The organism is Kitasatospora sp. NPDC054768 (assembly GCF_053612025.1).
In genome coordinates, this window is sequence record NZ_JBSHBN010000207.1 from 1 (window position 1) to 14,942 (window position 14,942).

Here is a 14,942-nt window from a genome sequence, read left to right on the forward strand (position 1 = left end):
CGGTCGAGGGGGACGGACCGCGGCGCAGCCGTGCGCCCGGGCCGTCGGGGTCCCGGCCCGGGCCGTCTCAGCCCGGGTGGAAGGCGACCCGGACGGTCTCGTTGAAGGGGACGATCAGGCCGTTGCCCGTCTCCCAGGTCCAGGTGCGCGGGATCAGGAACATCCGGCCGCCGGAGTGGGCCAGCAGGCGCAGGCCCTCGTAGCGGTAGCGGAACCGCTCCCCCGGCTCCACGCCCGGCAACACCGTCTCCCGCACCCCGGACCATCCCAGGTGGAGGCGCTCCGGGGTGTCCAGGACGACCGCCGGACGCCGGTAGAGGTGCCGGGCCAGCTGCTCCGCGTCGGCCGTGCCCTTCTGCTGGGCGTAACCGCCGACCGCCCAGAACGCGCAGAGCACGACGATCGCCACGCTGATCCCCAGCGCCGCCCGCTCGCCGGTCAGCGGGTACGGCGCGCCGGTGCCGCGCACGTACAACAGCCGGGCCAGGACCGCGAGCAGCAGTCCGCCGCCGATCAGCAGCGGGGTGCCCATCGGGCCGGCGTCGAACACCTCGAAGCCGGCCAGGAAGCCGAGCACCAGCAGCGGGACGACCAGTACGACGACGGCCGAACAGGCCCGTCGCACCGTCCGGGCGCCGACCCTGCCGGCCTCGGCGGCCCTGGTCGCGACGTGGTAGCCGAGCGCGCCGACCAGCGCCCCGCACAGGGCGAACCCGGCCGGCACGTAGAGCGCGGGGGAACTGCGGAGCAGCAGGTCCTGGGTGGCGAAGCCGATCATGCCGGCGTCGATGCCGAAGTAGCCGTAGAGCGAACTGGTGTAGGCGTAGCCGAAGAAGAAGAGCAGCGCGGTGAGGAGGGTGGTCGGGGCGACCCAGGTGGCGAGCTTGGCGATCCAGTCCGACCAGGAGCGCGAGGACGGCCGCTCCGGCTCTCCCGGGGGTGCCTCCTCGGCAGGGCTCAGGGGGTGCTCCCGGTGCCGGTGGGAGCACCGGTGTACGGGCTCGACCCGCCGGTGGGCGTCGAGCCGTTGGTCCCGCCATTGCTTGGGGTCCCGCCGTCGGGGCTGATGACCTCCACCGAACCCACGGCCTCGATCCGCTTAGTGGAGTCGTCGGCCGTCACCGTGAGGCAGATGTTCCGGCTCTTGGTACCCGGCTTCCACGGTGGGAGCCGGAACTCGACCCGCTCGGTCTGCCCGTTGGTCACCTGGACCTGCTGCGAGGCGGGGGTGGCGTACTCCGTACTGCCGCAGTCGGACACCTTGCTGATCACGGCCGTGAAGCCGGTCGTGGTGCTCGACGGGAAGGACAGGCTGATCCGGGCGGTGCGGTCGCTGCCCTGGACGTTCGCCGAGGGCTCGCCGGCGTTCCGGAAGCCGCCCTGGCCCCCCTCGTCCTTGGTCCGCTGCTCGTCCGGCTGCCCCGAGGCGCTGTTCTGACCGGTCTGCCCGGCCTGGGGGGCACCGGCCGAACCGGAGCCGCCACCGCCGCCGCAGGCCGCGAGGGCCGGGAGGAGCAGGGCCGCCGCCAGCCACCGGGCCGCTCGGCGGGTCCGGCCGCCTCCGAAGTGCCGGGTCCCGGGCATGCGTTCTCCCATCCGCGCAACGAGCAGGGGCCGGTCGGCCCGGTCGCACGCTAGCCGTGCGCGGACGTCCCGGCGGGCCCCCGCGCCGCCCCGGGCCGGGGCCGCCACCCGTTCGGCGCAACCCGGACCGGCCCGCCCTGGCATAGAGTCGGGCCGCAACGGACGCACCGTCAGCAGAACGGAAGGACCCGCCCCGTGAGCACGGACACCCGCCCGGTACCGGAGCTGGCCGCCGAGGTCGTCGAGCAGTGGCGGGCCGAGGAGGCCGAGCTCGTCGAGCTGCTGGCCCGGACGCGGCGCGGCGTCGGCGGCATCGCCGCGTTCCGGCTCGGCCCGACGCCGACCGTCCTGGTCACCGACCCGGCCGCCGTGCAGCACGTCCTGGGCCACCACCCGGACCGGTACGTCAAGCGCTCGCACCGCGCCCGGATGCTGGTCGGGGACGGCGTGCTGTCCGCCGCCGGCGACGCCTGGAAGCGTCAACGGCGGCTGCTGCAGTCGCAGTTCACCGGCACCGGGATGCGCCGCTACGAACACCGGATCGCCGCGGCGGCGCGCCGCACCGCCGAGCGCTGGGAGGGGTACCGGCGCACCGGGGAGACGTTCGACGTCGGCGAGGAGATGCGCGGCTTCGCCCTGGACACCGTCTGGCGGGCGCTCACCGGGCAGCCGCTGGACGACCGGACCGACGGCGAACTCCGTTCGGTGGAGCGGGTGGTGGCCGCCATGCCGACGCTGCCGACCAACGCGGCGGACGCCCGGGACGCGGTCGCCACGGACCTCGCCCGGATCGACGCGGTGGCGCACGCGGCGATCGAAGCGGCCCGCTCGGCCGACCCGACCGAGGAGCCCGGGGTACTACGGATGCTGGTCGAGGCGGGCGAGCGGCACCCCGAGTACACCGACCGGCTGATCCGGGACGAGCTGGTCACCCTGCTCGTCGCCGGCCACGAGACCACGGCCACCACGCTCACCTGGCTCTTCCTGCTGCTCGACCGCCACCCCGAGGCCCGGACGGCCGATCCGCAGGCGCTGGTGAGCGAGACGCTGCGGCTCTACCCCTCCGCCTGGCTCCTCCCCCGGCACGCCCTGGAGGACGACGTCGTCGCCGGGTACCGCATCGCCGCCGGGACGGACGTGCTGGTCTGCCCGTACCTCACCCACCGGGACCCGGCGCTGTGGCCCGACCCGGAGCGCTTCGACCCCGCCCGCTTCGCCACCGACGCCGACCGCCCCGGGCAACTCGGCGCCTACTTCCCGTTCGGCCTCGGCGCCCGCGCCTGCCTGGGCACCCGGTTCGCGCTGCGCGAGACCACGGCGCTGCTGGAACTCCTTTTGCCGATGGGGCCGTTGGTGTTCCGTTCGCGGCCGGCGGGGGCGGCGTACAGCATCACCGTACGGCCGGACGGGCCGACGCCGGCGGTGCTGGGCTGAGGCCCCCTACGGTGCGGAGCCGTCCGGCTGCTGGCGCTCCGGCAGCGGGCCGTCCGGCAGCCCGGGCAGGAAGCCGTCGGAGAGCTCCTCGCCCGCCAGGGCGGCGTCGACCCGGGCGCTGATGTGGGCCCGCCGCACCCGTCGGGCGCCGACGGGTCGGGCGGACGGCGCTCGCCTGGAGCCTGACGGCCTTCTTCGGCGTCCAGCCCCTGGTCTTCTATGCGACGCCGGCCTGGCTGCCCACCCTCCTGGTCGACGCGGGACTGAGCCGCACCACCGCCGGCACCGACCAGGCCGTGCTGATCCTCGGCCTCGCCGTCGGCGGGTTCGTCGCCCCGACCCTGGCCGCCGCCCGGACCGACCAACGGCCGCACATCCTGGGCGTGGCGGCCGTCTGCGTCCTCGGTCTGCTCGGCCTGGTGCTCGCCCCGGCCGGCGGGGCCCCGCTCTGGGCCGCCGTCCTCGGCATCGGCATGGGCGGCGGACAGGCGCTCGCCGCCGTCCTGTTCGCCCGTCGGGGCACCGACCCGGAACACGTCGCCGCGCTCTCCACCATGGCCCAGACCTGGGGCTACCTGCTCGCCGCCACCGGCCCCGCGCTCGCGTCGGCGCTGCGCACCGCGAGCGGCACCTGGACGGCACCGTTGCTCGCGATGGCCGGCCTGCTGGTAGCCGGCTGCGTCCTCGGCCTGCGGGCGGGGCGGGCTGTCACAAACCCGCGCCGGGATCCGTCGGACAGGTGACCGCACGGTCCACCCACCCGCTCGGAAGAAGAGGAACGCCACCATGAACGCCCGACCGATCACCGCCGAGGTCCCGCTGCGCCCGCGCATGGCCCAGGACCCGGTGGAGCTCGTCCCCGAGATCGCGGAGGTCTCGGCCGCACTGTTCAAGGCCACCGGCAACGGGTCCGTCCCCCGGAGCACCATCAGCCTGGTCCAGCTGCGGGCCGGCCAGATCGCCGGCAGCACCTACCTGACCGTCCTGCACACCGGTTTCCTCCACGCGGCCGGCGAGTCCGAGGAGCGGATCGCCTCGGTCGCCGGCTGGCCGGACTCGCCCTGGTTCACCGCCCCCGAGCGCGCGGCGCTCGCCCTGGTCGAAGCCGTCCTCCGGCCCAGCCCGCACGGCGAGCGGGTGTCGGACGCGCTGTACGCCGAGGTCGCCGGGCACTACGACGACAAGGCGCTGACCACGCTCATGCTCGCCATCGGCCAGGTCAACTTCTTCACCGCCATCGCCCTGGTCGCCAAGCCCGTCCCCGGCCGCTCCTTCACCGACCCCTGGGCCTGACCGGCCCCTGGGCCTGACCGGCCCCGCACCCCTGCGGCCCGCCCGGCCGGTCACCGGGCGGGCCGTTCCGGTCGACCGATCACCCGTCCCGGCATAGGCTGATCCGCGCCCGAACGGACTTTCGTCCAATCGTCACGGACTTCCGTCGGGCCGGCGGGCCGACATGCCGGAGGGGGCGTGCCCGCAGCACACGAAGGATCACAGGGGGACAGCGCCATGTCAGGGGAGCGGAAGAACGACCAGCACGACGAGGACGACCGATATGACCAGTACGACGAGGACGACGGGCGCAGCGGGCACGACGGGCTCCAGCCGCAGGACGGCTACGGCACCCACCGGGAGTACGACGAACTCGCCGACGACGACGTCCGGTACGAGCCGTTCGACGAGGACGAGGCGGAGGACGACGGCGGGGCCCCGCGCGGATCGGCCGCTCGCCGGGTCGTGATGGTGGCGGCCGGCGGGCTGTTCGCCGCTCTGCTGGCGGTCGGCGGCTACGGCGCCTACAACGTGCTGAACGCCGTGACGGACAACGGCCCGTCCGGCGGCCACCAGGGCTCCGGCACCGTGTCGAAGGCCCCGCAGGACCCGCCGACCGCCGAGCAGGCCGAGGCGGCGGCCAAGGAGTTCCTGGCCGCCTGGAGCCGCGGCGACATCGCGGCCGCCGCCGGTCTGACCGACCGGCCGGAGACCGCCCGCGCCGCGCTGACCACGTTCCAGGAGCAGGTGGGCCCCCGCTCGCTCGCCCTGACCGGGACGGGCCGCGCCCAGGCCGACTCGCCGAGCGAACCGGCCCTGGGCTTCCGGGTGAAGGCGGAGTTCGAGGGCACCCCTGACGCCTGGGAGTACGACGGCGTGCTGAGCGTCGTCCGCTCCCAGGACGGCCGGCCCGTGGTGCGCTGGAAGCCGTCCGTGATCCACCCGCAGCTCGCCCAGGGCGGGACCATCGCGGTGAAGGCACTGCCCAACGCCGTCTCCAAGCCCACCGACCGCAAGGGCCGGCCGCTCGACACCTTCCCGTCGCTGCGCGCCGTCCTCCCCCGGATCGCCCCGCCGGACGGCGCCGCCACCGTCACCGGCCGGGCCGTGGTGCTCTCGGGCCCGGGCGGCGGCGGCAGCGAGCCGGAGCAGCTGTTCGTGCTGACCCCGCCGAGCGCCCCGCAGGTCAGGCTCACGCTGGACGCCGACCTGCAGCAGGTGGCCGAGGAGGCGGTCAAGCAGCAGTCGGCGAACGGCAATCCGGCCTCGCTGGTGGCCGTCCAGCCGAGCACCGGGAACATCCTGGCGATGGCGTACGCCCCGCAGGGCGGCTTCAACCGCGCGATCGCGGGCGGCCAGGCGCCCGGCTCGACGATGAAGGTGATCACCGCGGCCGCCCTGCTGGAGGCCGGAGTCGGCCCGGACACCGTGGTGCCGTGCAAGGCCACCACCTACTCCCCGCGCGCCTGGCACAACGACGAGCCCGGCGACTTCCCGTCCTACACGCTCGCCGACGACTTCTCCCACTCCTGCAACACCGGCTTCATCGACAAGGGACTGGAGAAGCTCCAGCCCGGCACCCTGGGCACGGTGGCCCGCGACCAGTTCGGCCTCGGGCTGGAGTGGCACATCGGCGTCCCGAGCCGGGACGCGACCGTCCCGGCGCCCGGCAACAAGGACGAGGCCGCGGCCTCGTACATCGGCCAGGGCCGGATCCAGGCCAACTCGCTGGCGATGGCCTCGGTCGCCGCCACCGTGCAGAGCGGGACGTTCCGCCAGCCCGTGCTGCGCGAGGACGCCAAGCGGGCGACGGCACCCGGCAAGCTCCCGGCCGACGTCGCCCGGGACCTGCGCGCCATGATGGCGAAGACCGCCACCCAGGGCACCGCCCGCACCCCGATGGCCGGCTTGTCCGGCCAGATCGGCGCCAAGACCGGCACCGTCGAGGCCGGCGGCCAGGCCAACAACAGCTGGTTCATCGCCTACCGCGGCGACCTCGCCGTCGCCGCCGAGGTCGAGGGCGGCGGGCACGGCTTCAGCGCGGCGGGCGTGGCCGCGGCCCAGGTGCTGAAGGCGGGCGGCAAGGGCTGAGCCGGCCGCCCACGGCCGCCGGCCGGGCCGGGACGGCCGGCGCGCACCGCCCGCGTGCGCTCCGGTGCGCGTGCGCGGGGGTGGATTGGAGCAACTGCTGTGGAGCGGAGCGGCGTTCAGGCGGTGCCTTCGCCGTGGATCAGGCGGAGGTCCGGCACGCCGGGGAACGGAGGAGTGTGCTCCGCCTCCCGTTCGGCGATCAGGTCGGCCAGCATCCGGGCGCCCATCGCGCGGAACCCGGCCTTGCGCTCCTCGTCGGCCTCCTCCTCGCCCGGGTAGAGGATGGCGTGGACGGCCCCGTGCTCGTCGTCCCAGGTGTAGCTGCGGTACGGCGGCGGGCCGGGCTCGCCCGCCCCTTCGGCTTCGCCCGTCCCTCCGGTCTCGCACGTCGTTCCGGTCTCGTCCGTCATGGGAACCTCCGGTGGTCGTCCTCGGGTGGTCTTCCGGTATGGGCAACGATTCGGGAGCAAAAAGGGCCCGGCCCCGCCGGCGGCCGTCCGCCGTGCGACGGGACGCGGCGGGCACTCGCGGGCACTCGCGGGCACGCACGGCCGCCGGTGAATCCGGACGGCTTCCGCTGGGCCAACTTCCGTATGCCGACCGTCCACTTAACGGCACGTCAGCGCTTGATAGCGTCGACCGGGACGCCGCGTCACCACGGCGCCGCACCTCCCACGAAACGAGAGAGCGCCACATGGCCCCCAGGACGATCCGCCGAGCCGTCATCCCCGCCGCCGGCCTCGGCTCCCGCCTCCTGCCGCTGACCAAGGCCACGCCGAAGGAGATGCTGCCCGTCGGCGACAAGCCGGTCATCGAGCACACCGTGCGCGAGCTGATCGAGAGCGGCATCACCGACATCACCATCGTCGTGAACGGCGACAAGGGCCTGATCCAGGAGCACTTCCGCCCCAACCCCGTCCTGGTCGAGCAGTTGCGCCGGGACGGCAAGGCGGCCTTCGCGGCGGCGGTCGAGGAGGTCGGCGAGCTGGCCCGCAAGGGCCACATCAGCTACCTCTACCAGCACGGCCCGTACGGCAACGGCACCCCGGTGCTCAACGCCGCCCGCCACTTCGGCGACGAGCCCTGCCTGGTGCTCTGGCCCGACGACGTCTTCGTGGCCGAGGTCCCCCGCGCGCAGCAGCTGATCCGGGCGTACGAGCAGACCAACGCGCCGGTGCTCGCGCTGATGCCGATGGCTCCCGAGGACTCCTACCGCTACGGCGTGCCGGTGGTGAAGGAGGACCTCGGCGGCGGCTCGCTGCGGATCACCGGTCTGGTCGAGAAGCCGAAGCCGGCCGACGCGCCCTCCTCGTACGCGGCGATCGGCGGCTACGTCATCACCCCCGGCATCGTCGACGAGCTGCGCGAACTGACGCTCCGCTGGCACGAGAAGCCCGAGGACGAGGTCTACCTGACCGACGCCATCAACGCCTACGCGGCGCGGCGCGCGGTCTACGGGCAGGTCATCGCCGGCACCTGGTACGACACCGGCAACCCCGCCGCCTACCTGCGCGCCCAGTTCGCCGCGGCGCTCGCCAACCCCGAGTACGGCCCCGATCTGCGCCGGCTCGCCGCGGAGCTCTCCCCGGCCGTCGCCGGCTAGGCGATACGGCCCGTGCCCGGCGGTCCGGCAGGTCAGTAGTCCGGCAGGTCGAAGTCGAGGGCGGCCCGGAAGGCCGCTTCCAGCTTCGGGTCGGACTGCCCGAGGTTCGTGACGGTCTCGGACCGGGCCTTCCGGTCCCCGGTCACGTCGAGGATCGCCTGGTTGGCGGCCACGTGGTCGCGCAGCCGCCGCTCGTAGGCGGGGTAGGCCGCACGGTGGTCGCCGTCGGCCGCGCGCAGTTCGCCCGCCAGGACGTAGGCGGCGGTCAGCGCCACGCTGGTGCCCTGGCCGGTGGCCGGGGAGCAGCAGTAGCCGGCGTCGCCGAGCAGGACGACGCGGTCGTTGGACCAGCGGTCCATCCGGATCTGGGCGACGACGTCGTAGTGGAAGGCGTCGGACTCCCGCATCGCCTCCAGGAAGCGCGGCAGCTCCCAGCGCGCGTGGGCGGAGCGCTCGGCCACCAACTGCCGCTGGCGGGCCGGGTCGCGCGGGAGCATGTCGTCGATCGGCTCGTCGCTGTGGAAGCCGACGAAGACGCGCAGTTCGCTGTTGCCGCGGACGGTCATCGCCATGCAGAACCAGTTCGGGTCGTCGCCGTCCCGGTGGGCGATCTCCCAGCGGTCGAGACCGAGGTGGTTGGGCGCGCTCCAGCCGGCGACGTAGGTGTTGATGGGGTGGAGGTAGTCCGCCTCGGGGCCGAAGACGAGGCGCCGGGTGTTCGAGTGCAGGCCGTCGGCGCCGACGACCAGGTCGAAGGAGCGCTCGGTGCCGCCGCGGAACCGGACGTCGACGCCTTCCGGGTGCTGCGCCAGGGTGGCGATCGAGTCGTCGAAGCGGTACTCGACGCCGGGCCCGGCGGTCCCGGCGGTCCCGTCACCCGCGGCGCCACCGTCCGCTCCGGCGATCAGCTCGGCGAGTTCGTCGCGCAGGATCTCCACGTCCGGGCCGCCGATCGGCCCGCCGCTGGCCGTCCACTCGGTGGTGCTGCGCAGCTCGCGGCCGTCCGCGTCGACCACGGACATCCCGCGCAGCCCGGTCCGGCGGGCCCGGACCTCCTCCAGCAGCCCCATCCGCTCGACCACGGTCAGGGCGGTGCCGCGGATGTCCACCGCCTGCCCGCCGCCGCGCAGCGAGGGGGCCCGCTCCACGACCGTGACGCGGAAGCCGTAGCGGTTCAGCCAGTGGGCGAGCGCGGTGCCGGCGATCCCGGCGCCGGAGACCAGGACCGAGGTGGGGCGGGTGCCGGAGTGCGGCCGGATGCTGTTGGACATGGTGACCTCTCGTGGGTTGCTCCGTTTCAACACCAGCGTGGGCCGGGGCACTTGCACCGCGCGGACAGGACGCGGACACGGCGCTGTCACCGCTGACAGGACACCGGCGGCGCGCTGACAGGACGGCGCCCGCTCAAGCCTCGGCGGGGCGCCGTGACCGATCGGTGGACGGTGTGTCATGAATCTGCAACAGCGCCCCCACCAGGCGCGATACGAATTGCCCGGGCACCGGACGGCCCGTATGGTGCTCGGACGCCGTCGCGCGGACGGCTCGGGGGACGCACGAGGGGTGAACCATGGCGCAGGGGTCGGGGTACGCGATCCAGGCCGGCGGGGCCGAGGGCCAGGCGAAGGCGCTGGACAAGGCGTCCGGGGACGAGGGCACGATCGGGACGGCGATCAGCGATCCGGTGTGCTACACCGCTGACGTGTTCGGGGGCGAGGACGTCGATCCGGCGTACCAGAACTTCAGCAGCTCCTGGCAGGCGCAGAGCGCGACGATCAAGAGCGCGCTGAGCGAGCTGGCGGGCAAGGTCCGCGGTTCCTCGGCCGGCTACCAGTCGGCTGACGGCGCCGTGGTGAAGGACCTCGTGGCGGCCTCGGGCAGCGGCGGGTACCGGCCCTTCGGCTGAGTCCGGCACACGGGCCGCGGCTGTACGCGCGGCCGAACGCGCGGCTGTACGCGCGGCCTGGCGGCCGACGAGGAGCCGACGGGCAGCGGCAGGAACCACACCACGGGCAACGGGAACGGGGCGAACGAGCCGCCATGGCAGGCGAATCCACCACGCAGCGCTGCAAGGCGCTGAGCGACCGGTTGAAGGACGTCCGCGAGGCGGACAGCAAGAACGGGCTGATCTCCGCGATCAAGGGGGCCCTCGCGGTCCACGCGCCGGTCGGGGACCCGGGCACCATCGAGGCCACCGGCAACCGCTACAAGAACGCGGCCGCCGACTCGAACCAGCTCCACCAGGACGTCCTGGCGGTCGCCACCGCCGGGCTGCCGGACGTCTGGACCGGTTCCACGGGGGCGAAGGCCGCCGAGGTGGTGGCCGCCGCGGCCCGCGCCGTCGACGAGCAGACCAGCGCGCTCCACAACGGCGGGATAGCCCTGCTCCACCTCGCGGACGCGCTGCGCAACGCCCAGGGCCAGGACGGCGCCGCGCGGTCCGCGCTCCAGCAGGTGCTGGGCTCGCTGGGCGGTGAGGACGGCTGGTTCGACGACTGGTTCGAGGGCGACGACGAGGAGGCGGCGCGCAAGAAGGCGCAGCAGGCCGCCGTGCCCCAGGTCGACGCGATGCTGAGCGCCGCCAAGCGCGCCGACGAGGCGGCCCGTGCGGCGGCCCGCGACCTGAACAAGCTGGCCTCCGAGGCCCGCGCGGGCAAAATGAAGACCGGTGCGGTCACCGCCGCCGACAAGCTCGTGCTGGCCGAGACCTCCGGTCCGGACGGTCCGACCGAGCTGAACGAGCTGTTGACCGCCAACGACATGAAGCGGTCCGGCGAGTACCTGGACAAGATGAACGAGAAGGACCGGGCGGACTTCGAGAAGCTGCTCGCCGACTCCAAGTCCCCGCAGGAGCGCGCCTATCTGATGAAGGCGCTGGCGGCCGGTCACAACCTGGACGAGATCCGCGCGTTCCAGGGCAAGATCCACGGCAAGGACCCGGAGTGGCTCCGGACGCACCTGACGCCCGTCCACACCGAGGACGACGACACCACCAGCGGCGGGACCAACGGCGACGGTTCCAACAAGAACACGGACGAGGTCACCTTCGACGGCGCCCGCTGGCAGCAGGCGAACACCGAGGGCACCTGCGTCGCCTCCTCCACCGTCACCGCCCGGGCGATGGTCGACCCGCTCTACGCGCTGGACCTGACCGGCGGGCCGACCGGCCAGGAGGACGACCCGGCGGCGTTCCAGCAGCGGCTGCTGGCCGAACAGCACCGGGTGCACCAGGAGGGCGACGGCGGCGACAACTGGGACGGCATGGGGGCGGACGGCAAGGAGAAGGTGCTGGAGAAGGAGGTCAGCCCGCACACCGGCGCCGACTTCGACTACAAGAAGATGCCGAATCCCGACGACCGGCGCGAGCTCCTGCCGGACATCGAGAAGGCGGTCGCCGACGGCAAGCCGGTGCCGGTCGGGGTGGAGGGCTACGACAAGGACGGCAAGCGGTCGGGCCACGCCATGATGATCGTCGGCCAGGAGGGCAACATGCTGCAGATCTACAACCCGTGGGGCACCACCACCTGGGTCAGCGAGGACGACTTCGTCAACGGCCACATGGGCGGCGCCTCGGACAACCGGCTGCCCACCGCCTACGCCGTCCACCTGCCGAAGTGACCGGGACGGTACGGGTGTTCACGAGGATGCCGGTCCGGGCGGTGGCGCTGGCGGCCGTCCTGGCGGCCGGGCTGACGGCCGGGCTGACGGCCTGCGGGCAGGACACGAAGGCCGCGCGGAACGGGCCGGAGCGCGGGCGGGTGCTCGGCGCGGAGGAGCGCTCGGTCGACCTCGCCGTCGGCGAGCGCTTCACGGTCGCCGTCCCGGACAACACCTCGGCCGGCGACCGCTGGAGCGTCGTGGACCCGAGGCCGGACGCAGCCGTCGCCGCCCTGGCCGACGAGCGGCTCGACCTCCCGGGGAAGTCGAAGACCTCGGACGGCGTCGGCGGCACCCGCTTCTACACTTTCGAGGCCAAGGGCCGCGGGACCACCGCCGTCACCCTCCTCAACTGCTTCCGCAGCTACTGCAACCTTCCCGCCCCCAGCGACGAGAACAGGAAACTGGTCGTGCGCAACACCTACACGGTGACGGTCCGATGAGCTCCGACGACCGCTTCCGCCCCAGGACGGACGACGAGCTGCGGCAGCTCGACGTGTCCGCCATGCTCCGCTACGGCCTGGCTTTCGCCGGCCCGCACCGGGCCGCGCTGTTCGGCGAGGGCGCCATCGCGGCCGCGCTGGCCGCCGACCGGCTGGGGGTGCTCCCCCGGTCGCTCGCCTTCCTCGCCGAGGTGGTGCGCAGCGGCGGCGCCCGCTTCGCCGCCGACCTCCCCGAGCCGCTCCCCGGGACGGAACCGGCCCGGCTCGCCCGCGAATGGCTGGGTTCGGCGGCCACCACCGTCACCACCGTCGACGGCGACCAGTTGCTCGCCCGCTGGCTGGAGGCCGTCGCGGAGATCCTGGGACTGCGCCGGGACGTCCGCGGTGGAGCGGGGGGCTGAGGGGCGGCCCGGGGCCGGTCCTGCGGATCGGGGTGAACCCGAGCGTTACTGCTTGACAGGGTGCGTAATACTGTAACGCGGCACGCCCGCGGACCACGGCCTCGCGGCCCCGCCGGGTCCCTGTCCCCGCAGCTCGGAGCAGCACATGCACCCCTTCCTCGACCACCCCGGGCCGCTCGCCTTCGCGCACCGGGGCGGTGACCTCGGGCGCCCCGAGAACTCGCTCGCCGCCTTCGAGGCCGCCGTCGCGCTCGGGTACCGCTACCTGGAGACGGATGTTCACGCCACCGCCGACGGCGTACTGGTGGCCTTCCACGACTCACGCCTCGACCGGGTCACCGACCGCGCCGGGGCGGTGGCGGAGCTGCCCTGGGAGGCCGTCAGGCGGGCCCGGATCGGCGGGACCGAGCCGGTGCCGCTGCTGGAGGACCTGCTCGGCGCGTTCCCCGGCGCCCGCTTCAACATCGACGTCAAGGCGGCGCCGGCCGTCGGTCCGCTGGTCGAGGCGATCCGCCGGACCGACGCCTGGGACCGGGTCTGCGTCGGCGGCTTCTCCGACACCCGGCTGGCCGCCGTCCGCGCCGCCGCCGGTCCCCGGCTGGCCACCTCGCTCGGCCCCCGCGAGGTCGCCCGGCTGCGGCTGCGTTCGCTGGCCGAATCGTTCCTGCCGTCCGCCGGTCCGGGGCCGCTGTCCCGGCGCCGGGGGGCGCCGTTCGCCGGGCTGTGCGCCCAGGTGCCGGAGCGTCACCGGGGCGTCCGGGTGGTCGACCGGGCCTTCGTCCGCACCGCCCACCGGCTCGGGCTCCAGGTGCACGTCTGGACTGTGGACGATCCCACACGGATCAGGGCTCTCCTCGACCTGGGCGTGGATGGCATCATGGCCGATCGCATCGACGTCCTGCGGGACGTCCTCGGCGAGCGCGGCTGCTGGACGGACGGCAGTACCGGCTCCAGCACGGTGATGGGAACCCCATGAGCACCACGAACTCGGCGACGCACCTGCCGGACGACCCACCGACCGATCCCGCGGCCGGCCCCGCGGCCGCCGACGACGACGGACGGTCCCTGCGCCGGATACAGTTCGGCTGGTACGTCAACGACTGGGCCAACGCCGCCTTCTCGGCCACCGTCCTGACCGTGTTCCTCGGCCCGTACCTGACCTCCGTCGCCAAGGACGCCGCCGACGCGGCCGGCAATGTGCACCCGCTCGGCCTGACGATCCGTGCAGGATCGTTCTTCCCCTACACGGTCTCCTTCTCCGTGCTGCTCTCGGTCGCGGTGATGCTGTTCACCGGCACGGTCGCCGACCGCACCGGCCGGCACAAGGAACTGATGTGCGGCTTCGCGTACCTCGGCTCGCTCGCCACGATGGGGATGTTCCTCCTCCAGGGCGACCGCTACCTGCTCGGCGGCGCACTGCTGGTGGTCGCCAACATCTCGTACGCGGTCTCGGTCGCGCTCTCCTACGCCTACCTGCCCGGCCTGGCCTCCCCCGACGAGCGCGACAAGGTCTCCTCCAAGGGCTGGGCCTACGGCTACGCGGGCGGCGGACTGCTGCTGATCGCCAACCTGGCACTCTTCCAGGGCCACGACGCGTTCGGCCTGGACTCCGGCACCGCCGTGCGGATCTGCCTCGCCTCGGCCGGCCTGTGGTGGGCGCTGTTCACCGTCGTCCCGATGCTGCGGCTGCCCTCCCGGGCCGGCATCGCCCCCAGCCCCACCGCGGCCCCGGCCGAGGACGGCGAGCCCGCCGGCGGCAGCCTGCGCCAACTCGCCACCACCCTGCGCGGCATGCGCAAGCACCCGCTCACGCTGCTCTACCTCGCCGCCTTCCTCTGCTACAACGACGGCATCCAGACCGTCGTCTCCCAGGCCTCGCTCTACGGCAGCGAGGAACTCGGCATGGAGCAGACCTCGCTGGTCACCGCCGTCCTCCTGGTCCAGGTCGTGGCGATCGGCGGCGCCCTGCTGCTCGGCCGGATCGCCCACCGGTACGGCGCCAAGCGGACCATCCTCGGCTCGCTGGTCGGCTGGGTCGTCACGCTGGCCCTGGGCTACTTCATGCCCGCCCACCAGCCCGCCTGGTTCTACGCCCTGGCCTGCATGATCGGCCTGGTGCTCGGCGGCAGCCAGGCGCTCTCGCGCTCCCTGTTCTCCCACCTCGTCCCGCCGGGCAAGGAGGCCGAGTACTTCAGCTTCTACAAGGTCAGCGACCGCGGCACCAGCTGGATGGGCCCGCTGGTCTTCGGCCTCGCCTACCAGATCACCGGCAGCTACCGCTCGGCGATCATCTCGTTGCTGATCTTCTTCGTCATCGGTTTCGTCGTCCTGTTGAAGGTGCCGGTCCGCCGCGCCATCGAGGCCGTCGGCAACCCGGTGCCCGAACGGCTCTGACGGCGCCTCCGGCTCCGACGGCCCTGTCGGCCCGCCCGACGACCCGGGCCCGGCCGTTCCCCCGAC

General features: G+C 73.8%; 16 protein-coding genes. 11 read left to right on the forward strand and 5 right to left on the reverse strand.

Features of this window, described 5'->3' with window-relative positions:
* Window positions 1–67 precede the first annotated feature (67 nt).
* Together ACWGKU_RS36935 and ACWGKU_RS36940 are read right to left on the reverse strand one after the other, a co-directional pair.
* The gene (locus ACWGKU_RS36935) at window positions 68–778 is read right to left on the reverse strand and encodes a hypothetical protein (RefSeq protein ID WP_452180608.1); all 711 of its coding nucleotides are present in this window, start codon (window positions 776–778) and stop codon (window positions 68–70) included.
* A gap of 179 nt (window positions 779–957) precedes the next feature.
* Entirely contained in the window at window positions 958–1,584 is a 627-nt protein-coding gene (locus tag ACWGKU_RS36940; protein ID WP_452180607.1) for a hypothetical protein, read from the reverse strand.
* 195 nt (window positions 1,585–1,779) lie between these two features.
* Between ACWGKU_RS36940 and ACWGKU_RS36945 the strand changes: the two genes are divergently transcribed.
* Complete coding sequence (locus ACWGKU_RS36945) at window positions 1,780–3,018, forward strand: cytochrome P450 (protein WP_401046510.1); 1,239 nt, start codon at window positions 1,780–1,782, stop codon at window positions 3,016–3,018.
* A 6-nt stretch (window positions 3,019–3,024) separates the two neighbouring features.
* Here ACWGKU_RS36945 and ACWGKU_RS36950 read toward each other — a convergent pair whose 3' ends face one another.
* Entirely contained in the window at window positions 3,025–3,156 is a 132-nt protein-coding gene (locus ACWGKU_RS36950) for a hypothetical protein (protein ID WP_401046507.1), read from the reverse strand.
* A gap of 158 nt (window positions 3,157–3,314) precedes the next feature.
* Between ACWGKU_RS36950 and ACWGKU_RS36955 the strand changes: the two genes are divergently transcribed.
* From ACWGKU_RS36955 to ACWGKU_RS36965, 3 genes are all read left to right on the forward strand, one after another.
* Window positions 3,315–3,761 (forward strand): hypothetical protein, encoded by a 447-nt coding sequence (locus ACWGKU_RS36955; RefSeq protein ID WP_452180606.1) that lies wholly within the window; start codon window positions 3,315–3,317, stop codon window positions 3,759–3,761.
* A gap of 43 nt (window positions 3,762–3,804) precedes the next feature.
* A complete protein-coding gene (locus ACWGKU_RS36960; RefSeq protein WP_401046502.1) occupies window positions 3,805–4,311 on the forward strand; it encodes a carboxymuconolactone decarboxylase family protein in 507 nt (168 codons plus the stop codon).
* 216 nt (window positions 4,312–4,527) lie between these two features.
* Window positions 4,528–6,381 carry a penicillin-binding transpeptidase domain-containing protein gene (locus ACWGKU_RS36965; protein WP_452180605.1) on the forward strand — a complete coding sequence of 618 codons (1,854 nt, stop codon included), beginning with the start codon at window positions 4,528–4,530 and terminating at the stop codon, window positions 6,379–6,381.
* A 116-nt stretch (window positions 6,382–6,497) separates the two neighbouring features.
* On the opposite strand, the gene ACWGKU_RS36970 is transcribed toward ACWGKU_RS36965, so the two are convergent.
* Complete coding sequence (locus tag ACWGKU_RS36970; RefSeq protein ID WP_401046497.1) at window positions 6,498–6,791, reverse strand: hypothetical protein; 294 nt, start codon at window positions 6,789–6,791, stop codon at window positions 6,498–6,500.
* A 284-nt stretch (window positions 6,792–7,075) separates the two neighbouring features.
* Between ACWGKU_RS36970 and ACWGKU_RS36975 the strand changes: the two genes are divergently transcribed.
* On the forward strand, window positions 7,076–7,984 hold the full coding sequence (locus tag ACWGKU_RS36975) for a UTP--glucose-1-phosphate uridylyltransferase (protein ID WP_380545143.1): 909 nt from the start codon (window positions 7,076–7,078) through the stop codon (window positions 7,982–7,984).
* A 32-nt stretch (window positions 7,985–8,016) separates the two neighbouring features.
* Here ACWGKU_RS36975 and ACWGKU_RS36980 read toward each other — a convergent pair whose 3' ends face one another.
* Window positions 8,017–9,255 (reverse strand): FAD-dependent monooxygenase, encoded by a 1,239-nt coding sequence (locus tag ACWGKU_RS36980; protein WP_452180604.1) that lies wholly within the window; start codon window positions 9,253–9,255, stop codon window positions 8,017–8,019.
* Window positions 9,256–9,551: 296 nt separating this feature from the next.
* On the opposite strand from ACWGKU_RS36980, the gene ACWGKU_RS36985 reads away from it, so the two are divergent.
* The 6 genes from ACWGKU_RS36985 to ACWGKU_RS37010 all read left to right on the forward strand — a co-directional run bounded on the left by ACWGKU_RS36985 (window position 9,552) and on the right by ACWGKU_RS37010 (window position 14,876).
* Window positions 9,552–9,887 (forward strand): hypothetical protein, encoded by a 336-nt coding sequence (locus ACWGKU_RS36985; RefSeq protein WP_359914846.1) that lies wholly within the window; start codon window positions 9,552–9,554, stop codon window positions 9,885–9,887.
* A 134-nt stretch (window positions 9,888–10,021) separates the two neighbouring features.
* Window positions 10,022–11,599 (forward strand): peptidoglycan-binding protein, encoded by a 1,578-nt coding sequence (locus ACWGKU_RS36990; RefSeq protein WP_401046491.1) that lies wholly within the window; start codon window positions 10,022–10,024, stop codon window positions 11,597–11,599.
* 14 nt (window positions 11,600–11,613) lie between these two features.
* Entirely contained in the window at window positions 11,614–12,081 is a 468-nt protein-coding gene (locus tag ACWGKU_RS36995) for a protease inhibitor I42 family protein (RefSeq protein WP_401046489.1), read from the forward strand.
* Window positions 12,078–12,482 carry a hypothetical protein gene (locus ACWGKU_RS37000; RefSeq protein ID WP_401046487.1) on the forward strand — a complete coding sequence of 135 codons (405 nt, stop codon included), beginning with the start codon at window positions 12,078–12,080 and terminating at the stop codon, window positions 12,480–12,482. The genes ACWGKU_RS36995 and ACWGKU_RS37000 overlap by 4 nt, the downstream gene beginning before the upstream one ends.
* 145 nt (window positions 12,483–12,627) lie before the next feature.
* Window positions 12,628–13,458 (forward strand): glycerophosphodiester phosphodiesterase, encoded by an 831-nt coding sequence (locus ACWGKU_RS37005; protein WP_452180603.1) that lies wholly within the window; start codon window positions 12,628–12,630, stop codon window positions 13,456–13,458.
* Window positions 13,455–14,876, forward strand: coding sequence for an MFS transporter (locus ACWGKU_RS37010; protein ID WP_401053846.1), 1,422 nt, complete (start codon window positions 13,455–13,457; stop codon window positions 14,874–14,876). Before ACWGKU_RS37005 ends, ACWGKU_RS37010 begins: the two co-directional genes overlap by 4 nt.
* Window positions 14,877–14,942 lie beyond the last annotated feature (66 nt).